Here is a 14,070-nt window from a genome sequence, read left to right on the forward strand (position 1 = left end):
CGCATGAACGCTGCCGGACGCCCGGTGGCCGGCCAGCTCGCCGTGCCGGCCGCCAGCCCCTCCCGCTCGCTGAGCGCGGAGGAGCTGGCGGCCGTGCGCGCGGACTTCCCCCTGCTGGGGCGGTCCGTGCGCGAGGGCCGGCCGCTGGTCTACCTCGACACCGCCGCCACCTCCCAGAAGCCGCAGTGCGTCCTCGACGCCGAGCAGGACTTCTACGAGCGGCGCAACGCCGCCGTGCACCGCGGCGCCCACCAGCTGGCGGAGGAGGCGACCGAGGCCTACGAGGCCGCCCGCGGCGCCGTCGCCGCCTTCGTGGGCGTCAGCATCGACGAGATCGTCTGGACCAAGAACGCGACCGAGGGCATCAACCTCGTCGCGTACGCGATGTCCAACGCCTCGCTCGGGCGCGGCGGGGACCGGGCGCGGGAGCTGTTCGGCGTCGGCCCCGGCGACGAGATCGTCGTCACCGAGGCCGAGCACCACGCCAACCTGGTGCCGTGGCAGGAGCTGTGCGCGCGCACCGGAGCCACGCTGCGCTGGATCTCCCTGACGGAGGACGGGCGCCTGGACCCGGCCAGCTTCGACGTCATCACCGAGCGCACGAGGCTCGTGTCCCTGACTCACGCGTCCAACGTCACGGGCGCGGTTAGCCCGGTGGCCGACGTCGTGGCGCTGGCCCGCCGGGCCGGAGCGCTGGTCGTGCTGGACGCCTGCCAGTCCGTGCCGCACCTGCCGGTGGACCTCAAGTCCCTCGACGTCGACTTCGCCGTGTTCTCCGGCCACAAGATGCTCGGCCCCACCGGCGTCGGCGTCCTGTACGGGCGGCGGGAGCTGCTCGCCGAGATGCCGCCGTTCCTCACCGGCGGGTCCATGGTGCAGGTGGTGACCATGACGGCCACCACCTACGCCGACCCGCCCGCCCGGTTCGAGGCCGGCACGCAGATGGTGGCCCAGACCGTCGGGCTGCACGCCGCCGTCGGCTACCTCGCGGAGCTGGGGATGGACGCCCTGGCCGCCCACGAGGCGGAGCTGACCCGGCTGCTTCTCGACGGCGTCGCGTCCGTGCCCGGGGTGCGCGTGCTCGGTCCCACCGACCCGGCCGACCGGCTCGCCGTCGTCGCCTTCGCCGTCGACGGGGTGCACCCGCACGACGTCGGCCAGGTGCTCGACGACGCCGGCATCGCCGTGCGCGTCGGCCACCACTGCGCCCAGCCGGTGCACCGGCACCTCGGCGTCAACGCCTCCGCCCGCGCCTCGGCGGGCGTGTACACCACGGCGGAGGAGATCGAGGCGTTCGTCGACCAGCTCGGCCGCGTGCGCCACTTCTTCGGGGTGGACCATGGCTGACGCGATGGAGCAGCTCTACCAGCAGGTCATCCTGGACCACTCGCGCGAGCGGCACGGCGCGGGGGAGATCGACCCCTTCGACGGGGAGTCCTTCCAGGTCAACCCCACGTGCGGGGACGAGGTGCGGCTCCGGGTCCGCCTCGACCACGCCGACGGCCCGCCCAGGATCGCCGAGATCGGCTGGGTCGGCCAGGGGTGCTCGATCTCCCAGGCCTCGCTGTCGGTGCTCAACGACCTCGTCACCGGCCAGGACATCTCCACCGTGGACCGGCTCAACGAGACGTTCCGCGAGCTCATGCACAACCGGGGGCACGACCTCGAGGACGCCAAGCAGGAGTCCCTCGAGGACGCCGCCGCGTTCGTCGGCGTCGCCCGTTACCCTGCCCGCATCAAGTGCGCCCTGCTCGGCTGGATGGCCCTGCGCGACGCCCTCGCCCACGCCCTGACGGCAGAGCCGTCCAAGAAGGAGGATTCATGAGCGAGACCACCAACCCGGCCACCGCCACCAACCCCTCGCCGACCACGGCGGCCGACGTCGAGGAGGCCATGCGCGACGTCATCGACCCCGAGCTCGGGATCAACGTCGTCGACCTCGGCCTCGTCTACGGCATCACGGTGGACCAGAACAACCAGGCGGTCATCGACATGACGCTGACCTCGGCGGCCTGCCCGCTGACCGACGTCATCGAGGACCAGGCCGCCCAGGCGCTCGAGGGTCTCGTCGCCGGCCAGCGCATCAACTGGGTCTGGATGCCGCCGTGGGGCCCGGAGAAGATCACCCCGATCGGCCGCGAGCAGCTGCGCGCCATCGGCTTCAACGTCTGACGCAGACCCGCTGCGCCGGCTCCGCCCGGCGCACGGCCCGCACGCTCGGCTCGCCGCACGGACGGCCCGGTCGCCTCCACCGAGGTGACCGGGCCGTCGTCGTCCGCTTTCACCATCCGGAAGAAGTTCCGGGATCCGAAAAGAAATGTCCACCAGGGGGTTACTCACGGCCCCTCCGTGCCCTAACCTGTGCCGAACGGTCCAACGACGGACTCAACAGGAGGTCACGTGTCCCGCACCGTCACGGCGTCGGCAAAGCATCCGGTCGACGAGATCCCCCGGATCGACAGGCTCTTCCCCCTGGGGCTGCAGCACGTGCTGGCGATGTACGCCGGCGCCATCGCGGTCCCGCTCATCGTGGGCGGAGCCCTGGGCTACTCGTCCACCGACATCGCGTTCCTCATCAGCGCCGACCTCTTCGTGGCCGGCGTCGCCACCCTGATCCAGTCGATCGGGTTCTGGCGCTTCGGCGTGCGCCTGCCGCTGATGCAGGGCGTGACGTTCGCGGCCGTCGGCCCGATGATCGCCATCGGCAACCAGTACGACATCACCGCCATCTTCGGGGCCACGATCGCCTGCGGGCTCTTCATGATCGCGCTGGCTCCGGTGTTCAGCTCGATCCTGCGGTTCTTCCCGCCGCTCGTGACCGGCACGGTCATCATGATCATCGGGCTGTCGCTCATGGGGGTCGCGGCCGGCTGGATCACCAACAACGAGCCCTCGGCGCAGCCGCGCGACCTCGCCTTCGCGGCGGGGACGCTCATCTTCATCATCCTGCTCGAGAAGTTCGCGCCGCCCTCGGTCGCCCGCGTCTCGGTGCTGCTCGGCCTGGTGGTCGGCACGATCGTCGCGCTCCCGTTCGACATGGTCGACTGGTCGGGCGTCGGCGAGGCCGGCTGGTTCGCGGTCATCACGCCGCTGCACTTCGGGTTCCCGACCTTCCCGATCGCGGCCGTCATCTCGATGCTCGTCGTCGGGCTGGTCATCATGACCGAGACGACGGGCGACATGCTCGCGGTCGGCGAGATCGTCGACCGGCCGGTCACCAAGCGCCAGCTCGGCGACGGGCTGCGCGCCGACGGCCTGTCCACCATGCTCGGCGGCTTCTTCAACACCTTCCCGTACACGGCGTTCGCGCAGAACGTGGGCCTGGTGAGCCTGACCCAGGTGAAGTCGCGCTGGGTCACCGCGATGTCCGGCGTGATCCTCATCGCGCTGGGCCTGGTGCCCAAGGTCGCCGCCATTGTCGAGGGCGTGCCACGCGCCGTGCTCGGGGGAGCGGGCATCGCGCTGTTCGGCATGGTCGTCGCCGCGGGCGTGCGGACGCTGGTGAAGGTGCACTTCACCAACACCAACGTCCTCGTCGTGGCGATCTCGGTCGGCATCGCGCTGCTGCCGACTGTCCAGCCGGAGATCTACGCGAACTTCCCGAGCTGGTTCCAGCTCATCTTCCACTCGGGCATCAGCGCCGGCGCGCTGGCCGCCATCCTGCTCAACCTGCTGCTCAACCGCGACCAGATGAACGAGGACCACGTGGCGGCCGCGCAGGAGACCCGTGCGATCCCCAAGAGCCTCAGCCGGCCGGACGAGGTACGCCGGGCGGAGGCGGCCAGAGAGGCGGCCAGAGAGGGGAGCCGGGCCGAGCGTGGGCCCGCCGAGGGTATCGAGCGCGACCCCGGCCGCTGAGCGAGGGGCGACGCCGACCGGCACATCCGCGACAGCGCCGGTCGCGCCCTTCCTCCGGCCGCTCCACGAGACGCCGACCGCTACCTGCATGCCGGTAGCGGTCGGCGTCTCGTGCAGCGGGGGATGCGGATGGCCGCCGTTCGCGGGTCGGCAGCCGCGCGGAAGGGGTGGCTGCGCCGCGGACTACAGCTGGCCGGCGGAGAAGGTGTCGCAGGCGGCCATCGTGCCCTGCTCGTAGCCGGTGGTGAACCAGCGCATGCGCTGCTCGGCGGAGCCGTGGGTCCACGCCTCCGGGTTGACCTCCTGGCCCGCGCTCTCCTGGATGCGGTCGTCACCGACGGCGGCGGCGGCGTCCAGGGCGTCGGAGAGCTCCTCCTTCGTGGGGGCCTTCAGCAGCGGGGCGTTGTCCGGCGAGTTGGGGTCGGGCGTGTTGGCGGCGTGGGCGAGCCACATGCCGGCGTAGCAGTCCGCCTGCAGCTCGAGGCGCACGCCGTCGGACTCCGGACCGGTGTCCTGCCGGTCCATCTGGTCCATGATCCCCTGCTGGTTCGAGATGTGGTGCCCCCACTCGTGGCCGACGATGTACAGCTGCGCCAGCGGGGCGTTCTCCGCGCCGAGCTGGGTCTCGAGCTGGTCGAAGAAGCCGGTGTCGAGGTAGACGCTCTCGTCCGGCGGGCAGTAGAAGGGGCCGACGGCGGAGGTGGCGTTCCCGCACCCGGTCGTCACCGAGTTCTCGAAGACCTCGAAGCCGGGCATCCGGTACTCGATGTCCGCCTGCTCGGGCAGCGCCGTCTGCCAGAACGCGTCGAGCGACTCGGCGCCGCCCACCATCCGGCACTCGACGTACTCGTTGGCGTCGGCGCCCGTCTGGCAGTGCTCCAGACTGATCCCGCTCTCCTGCTGCGACGGCTCGCCGCCGCCGAGCACGCCGGAGAGGTCCTGCCCGGTGAACAGGTAGACGAGCAGGACGAGGATGCCGGCACCGCCGCCGATGGCGGCCCCCTTGCCACCACGGGACGAACGCACGCGGCCGGAGTCGATCCGGCCACCCTCGTTGAAAGTCATGGGCACAAAGTAGTGCGGGCGGCGGGCGGCGGCGCGTCGGGCGGTCGGCCGGCGGTGAGAGCAAATTCTCTCGGTGCCGCCGGACGTCCCACGTAGACTGGTCCCGCACCACGTCGGTGCTCCCAACCCCAGTCAGTGTCTAGAGGTCTGCCCCTGTGATCACCGCCCACGACGTCTCCATGCGCATCGGCGCCCGCGAGCTGCTCCACGAGGCCAGCTTCCGCGTCGACGCCGGCATGCGCATCGGGCTCGTCGGACGCAACGGCGCGGGCAAGACCACGCTGACCAAGCTGCTCTCCGGCCAGGACGCCACGGCCTCGGTGGTCCAGCACACCGGCCAGATCGTGCGCACCGGGGAGATCGGCTACCTGCCCCAGGATCCCCGCACCGGTGACATGCAGGTCCTCGCCCGTGACCGCGTGCTCTCCGCCCGCGGTCTGGACGAGATCGTCCGGCGCATCCGCCGGGCCGAGCAGACCATGAGCACCGCCGAGGGCGCCGCTCAGCAGAAGGCCATGGAGAAGTACGTCCGGCTGGACGCCGAGTTCGCCGCGCAGGGCGGGTGGGCCGCCGAGTCCGAGGCGGCCCGCATCACCTCCAACCTCGGCCTGCCCACGCGCGTGCTCGAGCAGCCGCTGGAGACCCTCTCCGGCGGCCAGCGCCGCCGGGTCGAGCTGGCCCGCATCCTGTTCTCCGGCGTCGACACGCTGCTGCTCGACGAGCCGACGAACCACCTGGACCACGACTCCATCGTGTGGCTGCGCGACTACCTGAAGAGCTACGCCGGCGGTTTCGTCGTGATCTCCCACGACGTCGAGCTGCTCCGAGAGACGGTCAACCACGTCTGGAACCTCGACGCCAACCGCGGCGTGCTCGACGTGTACAACATGGGCTGGGACGCCTACGTCAAGCAGCGCGAGGCCGACGAGCGGCGCCGCCACCGCGAGCGCGCCAACGCGGAGAAGAAGGCCGGCCAGCTCATGGCCCAGGCGGACAAGATGCGCGCGAAGGCCACCAAGACCGTCGCCGCGCAGAACATGGCCCGCCGGGCCGAGCGGCTGCTCTCCGGGCTGGACGACGTGCGCCGGGCCGACAGGGTCGCGCACCTGCGCTTCCCCGACCCCGCGCCGTGCGGCAAGACCCCGCTCACGGCCGAGGGGCTGAGCAAGTCGTACGGCTCCCTCGAGGTTTTCACGGACGTCAACCTCGCCATCGACCGCGGCTCCAAGGTGGTCATCCTGGGCCTGAACGGCGCGGGCAAGACCACGCTGCTGCGCATCCTCGGCGGGGTCGAGGAGCCGGACACCGGCGAGGTGGTCCCCGGGCACGGCCTGAAGGTGGGCTACTACGCCCAGGAGCACGAGACCCTCGACGTCGAGCGCACCGTGGTGGAGAACCTGCGTTCGGCCGCCCCGGACCTCGACGACACGGGCGTGCGGAGCGTGCTCGGCTCGTTCCTCTTCTCGGGCGAGGACGCGGACAAGCCGGCCAAGGTGCTCTCCGGCGGGGAGAAGACCCGCCTCGCCCTCGCCGTCCTCGTGGTCTCCTCGGCCAACGTCCTGCTCCTGGACGAGCCGACGAACAACCTCGACCCCGCCAGCCGCGAGGAGATCCTCGGCGCGCTGCGCTCCTTCACCGGCGCCGTCGTCCTCGTCACGCACGACGAGGGGGCGGTCGAGGCCCTCAACCCCGAGCGGGTGCTCCTGCTGCCCGACGCGGACGAGGACCTGTGGAGCGACCAGTACCTCGAGCTCGTCACCCTCGCCTGACTCGCGGAGCTCGCTGCCCGCTCAGCGCTCGAGGTGCGGGGACGACGGCGGAGCCTGCGGGGACCGGGCAGCACGATCCGCGGCGCCGGGATCGGCGGTCATGGACCCGGGGTCCGCGGCCTCGATGACCCGCGGCCCAGCCGTGACGTCCCGCGCGCCCGGGAGCGCGTCGATGTTCGCGTGCCGTCCCGGCGAGCTCGTGACCTCTCGCGGGGAGGTGGGGCCGGACGGGAGGGCGGCGTGCGCGCGCAGCTGGGTGTAGACCTCGAGGTCCTCGTCGAACTCGGCCCGCCCGACGCGGCGCACCGGGCCGTGCCCGGACCGCTCGGCGGCCTCGCGCCGGGCTAGCACCACCAGCGCCACGAGCATCCCGGCGGAGAAGACCCACCACTGGAACGCGTACGAGATGTTCATGGCGTGCTTGGAGCCCGGGCGCCCGTAGCCGCCCACCGCCCCGGCCGCCTCCGGGTCCTCGGCCGCGGCGATCACGTACCCGTCGAGCACCGGCAGGTCCGCGACGGCGCCGAGGTCGGTGACGCCGCCGACGGCGTCGAGCACCTGGGCCGGTGCGAGGGTGTAGACCTGCCCGGCGGGCGGGACGCGCTCGTGCGCGGCCTCCGCGGTACGGAGCCGGGCGGTGAGCGTCACCTCGCCGTCCGGGGGCTGCGGGACGGTGCCGCCGCCGTCGGCCACCTGGGCGGGCACCCACCCGCGGTCGACGGCGACGAGCACCTCGCCGTCGTCCGTCCGGGCGACGAACGGGGCCACGACGTGCACCGCCGGGGTGCCCTCGACCGGACGGTTGCGCAGCAGCACCGTGCCGCCGTCGAGGTACCGTCCCCGCAGCTCCACGGGCTGCCACTGCTCGTCCGCCCGCACGGGGCCGGTGGGGGAGCGCAGCGCCTCCTCGAGCGGGACCGGGTCGGCGTCGTAGGCGGCACTGACCTGCTCGGCCTCGGCGTGCCGGTCCGTGAAGCGCCCCCACTGCCACACGCCCAGCAGCGCGCACGCGACCGAGGCGGCGACCAGGAGCGCGGTGAGCCTCACCCAGCGCCGTGTCCGCAGGAACGCGTACCGCCCGCGCGGGCCGGCCGCGTCACCCACGGCGCTCACCCGTGCGACTCGTCCAGCTCGTCCACGCCGACGACCTCGCGCAGGAACGACCGGTCGGCGAGGAACCGGCTCAGGTGCTCCCGGTGCGCGTCGCAGGCCAGCCACACCTTCCGGCGGCCCGTGGTGTGCAGGCGCGGGTTGTTCCACAGCAGGGCGTGGGCGGCCTCGGCGCCGCAGCCCTTGGCGCTGCAGCGCAGAACCTCCTCGGTCATCGCAGGTACTCCGTCGTGGGGTCGTAGGGCAGCTGGCGCGGGGGCGGTTCCCCGGGCGGGCCGATGAGCGTCGTCGGGGCCTGCGGGCGTTCGCGGCCGGCGTTGGCGAAGAGGACGGCGACGGCCGGCAGCACCACGGCCCCGGCCACGCAGACCCACTTCCAGGGTCCCGGCACCACCAGCAGGAGCAGGAAGCAACCAGTGCGGACTCCCATAGAGATCAGGTAGCGCACCGTGCGGTCGTGCACGTCGTCGGCGAGGGCGCGCGGTGCCGAGGTGATCGCCTGCACCTGCGATCCCCGCGAACGACGGCCGGGCATCCTCACCTCTCAAGGCTACGCCGCGTGGCCGCGGGCGGCCCTGCCCGGAGCGGGCGGACGGCACCTGTGGGATGCCCCACCCCGCCCGCCACGGACGCTCTTCGCCGCCGCGGGCGCGCGTCGGCTACGGTTTCCCCGCAGCGACCGGTGGATGAAGAGGAGATGTCCGTGGCCGAGAACGTCGGACGCAGTGTGCTGGTGACCGGGGCCAACCGGGGCATCGGCCGCGCAATCGCCGAGCGGTTCGTCGCCGCGGGCGACAGGGTCGCCACGATCTACCGGTCCGGGGACCTCCCGGCGGGCGTGCTCGGCGTCGTCGGCGACGTGCGGGACACCGCCTCGATCGACGCCGCCTTCACCCGCGTGGAGGAGGAGCACGGACCGGTCGAGGTCGTCGTCGCCAACGCCGGCGTCACCCGCGACCAGCTGCTCATGCGCATGAGCGACGAGGACTTCGACACCGTCCTCGACACCAACCTCGCCGGCGCCTTCCGTGTCGCCCGCCGCGCCTCCAAGGCCATGATCCGCGCCCGGGCCGGCCGCATCGTCCTCATCTCCTCCGTCGTCGCCCTCTACGGCGGTCCGGGTCAGGTGAACTACTCCGCCTCCAAGGCCGGCCTGGTCGGGATGGCGCGCTCGATCACCCGCGAGCTGGGCGGTCGGGGCATCACGGCCAACGTCGTCGCCCCCGGCTTCATCGACACCGCCATGACGCAGGCGCTGCCCGAGAAGCAGCAGCAGGCCTACCTCGGCGCGATCCCCGCCGGCCGGTTCGGCCAGGTCGACGACGTCGCCGCCGCCGTGCAGTTCCTCGCCTCGCCCGAGGCCGCCTACATCTCCGGGGCCGTCATCCCGGTCGACGGCGGCCTCGGCATGGGCCACTGACCACCACCACCGACCACGCCGACGACGCGATGTCGTCAGCCACCGGCGCCCGCGGCGCCACCGAAAGGAGACCCATGGGACTGCTCGAGGGCAAGACGATCCTGGTGACCGGGGTGCTGAAGGACAACTCGATCGCCTTCCACGTGGCCCGGCTGGCGCAGGAGCAGGGCGCGAAGGTGGTCCTGACCTCCTTCGGCCGCCAGCTGCGCCTGACGGAGATCACCGCCCGGCGCCTGCCCGCGCCGGCGCCGGTCGTCCAGCTGGACGTGCAGAACCAGGAGGACCTCGACAACCTCGCCGACGCCGTGCGCGAGCACGTCGACCACCTCGACGCGGTCGTCCACTCCATCGGGTTCGCCCCGCAGTCGGTGATGGGAGGCAACTTCCTCGCCGGGCAGTGGGAGGACGTCGCCACCGCCGTGCACGTCTCCGCGTTCTCCCTCAAGGCGCTCGCCGTGGCCGCCCAGCCGCTGATGGTGCCGGGCTCGGCCCTCGTCGGTCTCACCTTCGACGCCAGCTTCGCCTGGCCGGTCTACGACTGGATGGGCGTTGCCAAGGCCGCCTTCGAGTCCACCGCGCGCTACCTGGCCCGCGACCTCGGGCCCTCGGGTATCCGGGTCAACCTCGTCTCGGCGGGCCCGGTGCGCACCACCGCGGCGACGTCGATCCCGGGCTTCGACCAGGTTGAGGGCGGCTGGGACGAGCGCGCCCCGCTGGGCTGGGACGTCTCCGACGCGGAGCCCACCGCGCGCACCGTGCTCGGTCTGTGCTCCGAGTGGTTCCCGAAGACGACGGGGGAGATCGTCCACGTCGACGGCGGTGTCCACGCGATGGGGGTGTGATGTCCAGGACGCTCGTCCTGCTGCGGCACGCCAAGGCCGAGCCCGAGGGCGACCTCGGTGACGCGCTGCGCCCCCTCGCGGCCAAGGGCCGCAAGCAGGCCGGCAAGCTGGGGCCGCGGCTGGCCGAGGTGACCGGCGCCGTCGACCTGGCGCTGGTCTCCTCCGCGCTGCGCACCACCGAGACGTTCAAGCTCGTCAGCCAGCACCTGAGCGTCCGCGAGCAGCAGGTCAGCGAGGAGCTGTACCGGGCGAGCCCGCGCCAGCTGCTGAGCATGCTGCAGGCGGTCGACGCCGACGCCGCCACCGTGCTCGTCGTCGGTCACGAGCCGACCATGTCCGGCCTGGCGTACCTCCTGCACGACACGCGCGACGACCTCGCCCAGCAGGTCAGCCTCGGCATCCCGACGGCGGCCGCGTGCGTCATCGACGTCCCCACGCCGTGGGCCGAGCTGGACCGGTCGACGGCGCACCTCGCCCAGCTGGTGCGGCCCCAGGACTGAGGCTCGCCCGACCGGACGGTCCTGCGCCGTCCGCGGTCCGCCGTCGGGCCCGGCCTCCGCCGTCGGCAAAGGCATGGACGACGGCGGTCCGGCGGGGCACGCTGGGCGGCATGGAGAAGCAGGCGTCGCCGTCGTCCCCGCCGCGGCCCGCGGGGCGACCCCGGGTCGTGTACTACACCGCCTCGACCCTCAACGGGTTCCTCGCCGACGAGGAGAACTCCCTGGCGTGGCTGTTCGCCGTCGACAGCGACGGGACGCCCGAGCTGTCGACCCAGCTCGGGGACGTCGGCGCCGATGTCATGGGCTCCACCACGTACGAGTGGGTGCTGCGCGAGGAGCGGCTCCTCGAGCAGCCCGGCCGCTGGCAGGAGCTCGAGTACCTCGGCGACCGGCCGACGTTCGTCTTCACCTCGCGCGACCTGCCGCGGCCCGACGGCGCGGACGTGCGGTTCCTCCGGGGCCGGGTGGGCGACGCGCTGCCGGAGATCGCCGCGGCCGCCGGCGACAAGGACGTCTGGCTGCTCGGCGGCGGGGACCTCGCGGGCCAGTTCTGGGAGGCCGGGGCGCTGGACGAGATCCAGGTGTCGTTCGCCCCGGCGACGCTGCCCGGCGGGGCGCCGCTCCTGCCGCGGCGCATCGGGCCCGACGCTCTGCGGCTGCGCCAGGTGGAGCGGTTCGGCCAGTTCGCGCACCTGACCTACGACGTGGTGCGCTGACGGCCGACGTGGTGCGCTGACGGCGTCGCGGCCCCCGTGCTGACGTCGCCGCCCCGCCTGGTGCGCCGCGTGCCACGGGGGGACAATCGGGAGTGCCCCGCAGCAGGAAGGAGACCGCGATGTGTTACGACCGGTACTACACCGAACGCTGGGCAGAGCGGGAGCGGGAACGCCGCGCCCGTGAGAGCGGACCGGCCGAGAGGCCGGCGGAGGGGACCACCGAGGTGCCGTCCGAGGTCCCGACCGAGATGGTCGAGGAGCAGCTCGAGAAGACGCGCTGAGAAGCGCCTACGACGCCGGACCGGCCGCTGACCGGTCCGGCGTTCCACGTCGGGGGCGTGACACCCGCGCGCGACCGTGGTCGGCGATGTGGTCGCTGCGGACAACCACATCGGCAACCTGTTCAGCGGCCGAGGAGGCCCAGGACAGCGTCGAGGCGGGGGAAGCCGACGGCCGCGTCCGCCTGCTCCTGCACGACGGGCTTCGCGCAGAAGGCGATGCCCAGGCCCGCGGCACCGAGCATGTCGAGGTCGTTGGCGCCGTCCCCGACCGCGACCACCCGCTCCAGCGGCACGCCGTCGGCCTCGGCCCACGCCCGCAGGTGACGCTCCTTGGCGGCGCGGTCCACGACCGGGCCGGTGGTGCGGCCGGTGAGGCGGCCGTCGGCCACCTCCAGCTTGTTCGCCACCACGTGCTCGATGCCGAGCGACGCGGCCAGCGGGCCCACGATCTCGCCGAACCCGCCGGAGACGAGGCCGACGGTCCCGCCGGCTGCGTGCACGGCCTCGACGAGCTCGCGAGCTCCCGGCGTGAGGGCGACCCGCGCGCGCACCTCCTCCAGCACGCCGACGTCGAGGCCCGCCAGCGTGGCGACGCGCTCGCGCAGGCTCGCGGCGAAGTCGAGCTCGCCGCGCATCGCCCGCTCGGTCACCGCCGCGACCTGCTCGCGCGTGCCCGCGTGCTCGGCGAGCAGCTCGATGACCTCTGCCGTGATGAGCGTGGAGTCCACGTCGGTGACGAGAAGCCCGACCCCGTCGACGGCGAGGGGGCCGGCGGTCACGGCGACGTCCACGCCCAGCGCGGTCGCCGGGCCGCGCAGCTCGGCGGCCGTGCCCTCCGCGCTCGTGCCGGGTCGCAGGTCACCGGTGAGGGCGAGGCCGAACCACCCGTCCCGGGAGGTGTCGGCGACCGTCACGCCGTCGGCCACGCGGGCGAGGACCGCGGCCGCGTGGGTCACCAGCGACTCGGGGACGGGGCGGGGGGAGACGAGGCCCGCGCGGACCGTGGAGGGGACGGGAAGGCTCACGGGCGGCAGCCTATGGGCCGGCCGCCGTGCGCCGCCCGGCGGTCCACCGGCCGGGCCACGGTCGGGGCGTGGAGACGACCACGGCGCTGCTGGACAGCCCGCTCCCGGGCACGCCACCTGGGGCCTCGGTGGCCGCCGACTCGCGCGGGCCGCCCCGCCAGGCGCGGCGGTGGTGCGCCTCAGCGCTCGACCGTCCAGCCCTTCGGCACCACGGTGATGCCGGACTCGGTGACGGTGAAACCGCGCGCGCGGTCGTGCTCGTGGTCCAGGCCCACGCGGGCACCCGGCTCGACCTTGACGTTCTTGTCGAGAATCGTGCGGTTGACCGTGGCGTTGCGCCCCACGTCGACGCCGTCGAAGAGCACCGAGTCGCGGACCGAGGACCAGGAGTTCACCCGGGTGCCGGGGGAGAGGACGGAACCGATGACCTCGCCGCCGGAGACGATGACTCCGGGGGAGACCAGCGAGTCCAGGGCGTGCCCGAGCCGCTCCCGGTGCGCGTAGACGAACTTGGCCGGCGGCAGCCCGGTGTAGCCGGTGAACAGCGGCCAGTCGTCGTTGTAGAGGTTGAACACCGGGTAGACCGAGATGAGGTCCTGGTTGGCGTCGTAGTAGGCGTCCACCGTCCCGACGTCGCGCCAGTAGTTGCGGTCCCGGTCGGTCGAGCCCGGCACGTCGTTGTAGGTGAAGTCGTACAGGCCGGCGGCACCGTCGGCCACGAACGCCGGGACGATGGAGCCGCCCATGTCGTGCTTGGAGGACTCGTCCTTCGCGTCGGAGGTGACCGCCTCGACCAGGGCGTCGGCGTCGAAGACGTAGTTGCCCATCGACGCGAGGATCTCGTCGGGGGACTCGGCCAGCCCGACGGCGTCCGTCGGCTTCTCGAGGAACTCCCCGATCTTGTGGGGGTTGTCCTTGTCGGCCTGGATGACGCCGAACTGGTCCGCCATCGACAGCGGCTGCCGGATGCCGGCCACCGTCAGCGGGAAGCCGGAGTCCATGTGCTGCTCCACCATCTGGGAGAAGTCCATGCGGTAGATGTTGTCGGCGCCCACGATCACGACGATGTCGGGCCGCTCGTCGTCGATGAGGTTGAGCGACTGGTAGACCGCGTCGGCGCTGCCGAGGAACCAGTGCTTGCCGACGCGCTGCTGGGCGGGGACCGGGGCGACGTAGTTGCCGAGCAGGTTCGACATCCGCCACGTCTTGGCGATGTGCCGGTCCAGGCTGTGCGACTTGTACTGCGTCAGCACGACGATCCGCAGGTAGCCGGAGTTGACGATGTTCGACAGGGCGAAGTCGATGAGCCGGTAGATCCCGCCGAACGGCACCGCGGGCTTCGCCCGGTCGACGGTCAGCGGCATGAGCCGCTTCCCCTCGCCACCGGCCAGGACGATCGCAAGTACGCGTGGGGCTGCCATGCCCCGACCATATGGCCGAGAGCCGTGGCCCGTCGCGAGATGGCAACAAATTGCACCGTGTTG

16 protein-coding genes are annotated in these 14,070 nt (G+C 72.7%); 10 read left to right on the top strand and 6 right to left on the bottom strand.

Features of this window, described 5'->3' with window-relative positions:
- Positions 1 to 3 precede the first annotated feature (3 nt).
- From KZX45_RS16605 to KZX45_RS16620, 4 genes are all read left to right on the top strand, one after another.
- Entirely contained in the window at positions 4 to 1,347 is a 1,344-nt protein-coding gene (locus tag KZX45_RS16605) for a SufS family cysteine desulfurase (protein WP_248258868.1), read from the top strand.
- A complete protein-coding gene (gene sufU, locus KZX45_RS16610; protein WP_248258869.1) occupies positions 1,340 to 1,825 on the top strand; it encodes a Fe-S cluster assembly sulfur transfer protein SufU in 486 nt (161 codons plus the stop codon). The genes KZX45_RS16605 and sufU overlap by 8 nt, the downstream gene beginning before the upstream one ends.
- Positions 1,822 to 2,172, top strand: coding sequence for a metal-sulfur cluster assembly factor (locus KZX45_RS16615; RefSeq protein WP_248258870.1), 351 nt, complete (start codon positions 1,822 to 1,824; stop codon positions 2,170 to 2,172). Before sufU ends, KZX45_RS16615 begins: the two co-directional genes overlap by 4 nt.
- A gap of 228 nt (positions 2,173 to 2,400) precedes the next feature.
- Positions 2,401 to 3,858 (top strand): nucleobase:cation symporter-2 family protein, encoded by a 1,458-nt coding sequence (locus KZX45_RS16620; protein WP_248258871.1) that lies wholly within the window; start codon positions 2,401 to 2,403, stop codon positions 3,856 to 3,858.
- Between the two features lie 183 nt (positions 3,859 to 4,041).
- On the opposite strand, the gene KZX45_RS16625 is transcribed toward KZX45_RS16620, so the two are convergent.
- A complete protein-coding gene (locus KZX45_RS16625) occupies positions 4,042 to 4,923 on the bottom strand; it encodes a neutral zinc metallopeptidase (RefSeq protein ID WP_248258872.1) in 882 nt (293 codons plus the stop codon).
- A 179-nt stretch (positions 4,924 to 5,102) separates the two neighbouring features.
- On the opposite strand from KZX45_RS16625, the gene KZX45_RS16630 reads away from it, so the two are divergent.
- Entirely contained in the window at positions 5,103 to 6,692 is a 1,590-nt protein-coding gene (locus KZX45_RS16630) for an ABC-F family ATP-binding cassette domain-containing protein (protein ID WP_282453835.1), read from the top strand.
- Between the two features lie 21 nt (positions 6,693 to 6,713).
- Here KZX45_RS16630 and KZX45_RS16635 read toward each other — a convergent pair whose 3' ends face one another.
- Genes KZX45_RS16635 through KZX45_RS16645 form a run of 3 tightly spaced genes read right to left on the bottom strand, consistent with a single transcriptional unit; the run spans position 6,714 to position 8,337 of the window.
- Positions 6,714 to 7,805, bottom strand: coding sequence for an SURF1 family protein (locus tag KZX45_RS16635; protein ID WP_248258874.1), 1,092 nt, complete (start codon positions 7,803 to 7,805; stop codon positions 6,714 to 6,716).
- Complete coding sequence (locus KZX45_RS16640; protein WP_248258875.1) at positions 7,802 to 8,017, bottom strand: hypothetical protein; 216 nt, start codon at positions 8,015 to 8,017, stop codon at positions 7,802 to 7,804. Before KZX45_RS16640 ends, KZX45_RS16635 begins: the two co-directional genes overlap by 4 nt.
- Positions 8,014 to 8,337 (bottom strand): DUF3099 domain-containing protein, encoded by a 324-nt coding sequence (locus KZX45_RS16645; RefSeq protein WP_248258925.1) that lies wholly within the window; start codon positions 8,335 to 8,337, stop codon positions 8,014 to 8,016. The genes KZX45_RS16640 and KZX45_RS16645 overlap by 4 nt, the downstream gene beginning before the upstream one ends.
- A 162-nt stretch (positions 8,338 to 8,499) precedes the next feature.
- Between KZX45_RS16645 and fabG the strand changes: the two genes are divergently transcribed.
- From fabG to KZX45_RS16670, 5 genes are all read left to right on the top strand, one after another.
- A complete protein-coding gene (gene fabG, locus KZX45_RS16650) occupies positions 8,500 to 9,222 on the top strand; it encodes a 3-oxoacyl-ACP reductase FabG (protein ID WP_248258876.1) in 723 nt (240 codons plus the stop codon).
- Between the two features lie 74 nt (positions 9,223 to 9,296).
- Positions 9,297 to 10,064, top strand: coding sequence for an enoyl-ACP reductase FabI (fabI, locus tag KZX45_RS16655; protein ID WP_248258877.1), 768 nt, complete (start codon positions 9,297 to 9,299; stop codon positions 10,062 to 10,064).
- Positions 10,064 to 10,564, top strand: a complete 501-nt coding sequence (locus KZX45_RS16660; RefSeq protein WP_248258878.1) for a histidine phosphatase family protein — start codon at positions 10,064 to 10,066, stop codon at positions 10,562 to 10,564. Before fabI ends, KZX45_RS16660 begins: the two co-directional genes overlap by 1 nt.
- Before the next feature lie 110 nt (positions 10,565 to 10,674).
- Positions 10,675 to 11,280: a dihydrofolate reductase family protein gene (locus KZX45_RS16665; RefSeq protein ID WP_248258879.1), complete on the top strand. Its 606-nt coding sequence runs from the start codon at positions 10,675 to 10,677 to the stop codon at positions 11,278 to 11,280.
- Positions 11,281 to 11,399: 119 nt separating this feature from the next.
- The gene (locus KZX45_RS16670; RefSeq protein ID WP_248258880.1) at positions 11,400 to 11,561 is read left to right on the top strand and encodes a hypothetical protein; all 162 of its coding nucleotides are present in this window, start codon (positions 11,400 to 11,402) and stop codon (positions 11,559 to 11,561) included.
- A 122-nt stretch (positions 11,562 to 11,683) separates the two neighbouring features.
- Here the strand turns inward: KZX45_RS16670 and serB are convergent, their stop codons facing one another.
- The gene (gene serB, locus KZX45_RS16675; RefSeq protein WP_248258881.1) at positions 11,684 to 12,586 is read right to left on the bottom strand and encodes a phosphoserine phosphatase SerB; all 903 of its coding nucleotides are present in this window, start codon (positions 12,584 to 12,586) and stop codon (positions 11,684 to 11,686) included.
- A 179-nt stretch (positions 12,587 to 12,765) separates the two neighbouring features.
- Entirely contained in the window at positions 12,766 to 14,007 is a 1,242-nt protein-coding gene (gene glgC / locus KZX45_RS16680) for a glucose-1-phosphate adenylyltransferase (RefSeq protein WP_248258882.1), read from the bottom strand.
- Positions 14,008 to 14,070: the final 63 nt, after the last annotated feature.

It is taken from the genome of Georgenia sp. EYE_87 (assembly GCF_023148685.1).
Classification (GTDB): domain Bacteria; phylum Actinomycetota; class Actinomycetes; order Actinomycetales; family Actinomycetaceae; genus Georgenia.

Excerpts from the sequence above, each read along its gene's own strand:
- KZX45_RS16605 (WP_248258868.1), top strand. The coding sequence starts at position 4 with ATGAACGCTGCCGGACGCCCGGTGGCCGGCCAGCTCGCCGTGCCGGCC.
- sufU (WP_248258869.1), top strand. The coding sequence starts at position 1,340 with ATGGCTGACGCGATGGAGCAGCTCTACCAGCAGGTCATCCTGGACCAC.
- KZX45_RS16615 (WP_248258870.1), top strand. The coding sequence starts at position 1,822 with ATGAGCGAGACCACCAACCCGGCCACCGCCACCAACCCCTCGCCGACC.
- KZX45_RS16625 (WP_248258872.1), bottom strand. The coding sequence starts at position 4,923 with ATGACTTTCAACGAGGGTGGCCGGATCGACTCCGGCCGCGTGCGTTCG.
- KZX45_RS16630 (WP_282453835.1), top strand. The coding sequence starts at position 5,103 with ATGCGCATCGGCGCCCGCGAGCTGCTCCACGAGGCCAGCTTCCGCGTC.
- KZX45_RS16640 (WP_248258875.1), bottom strand. The coding sequence starts at position 8,017 with ATGACCGAGGAGGTTCTGCGCTGCAGCGCCAAGGGCTGCGGCGCCGAG.
- KZX45_RS16645 (WP_248258925.1), bottom strand. The coding sequence starts at position 8,337 with ATGCCCGGCCGTCGTTCGCGGGGATCGCAGGTGCAGGCGATCACCTCG.
- fabG (WP_248258876.1), top strand. The coding sequence starts at position 8,500 with ATGTCCGTGGCCGAGAACGTCGGACGCAGTGTGCTGGTGACCGGGGCC.
- fabI (WP_248258877.1), top strand. The coding sequence starts at position 9,297 with ATGGGACTGCTCGAGGGCAAGACGATCCTGGTGACCGGGGTGCTGAAG.
- KZX45_RS16660 (WP_248258878.1), top strand. The coding sequence starts at position 10,064 with ATGTCCAGGACGCTCGTCCTGCTGCGGCACGCCAAGGCCGAGCCCGAG.
- KZX45_RS16665 (WP_248258879.1), top strand. The coding sequence starts at position 10,675 with ATGGAGAAGCAGGCGTCGCCGTCGTCCCCGCCGCGGCCCGCGGGGCGA.
- KZX45_RS16670 (WP_248258880.1), top strand. The coding sequence starts at position 11,400 with ATGTGTTACGACCGGTACTACACCGAACGCTGGGCAGAGCGGGAGCGG.
- glgC (WP_248258882.1), bottom strand. The coding sequence starts at position 14,007 with ATGGCAGCCCCACGCGTACTTGCGATCGTCCTGGCCGGTGGCGAGGGG.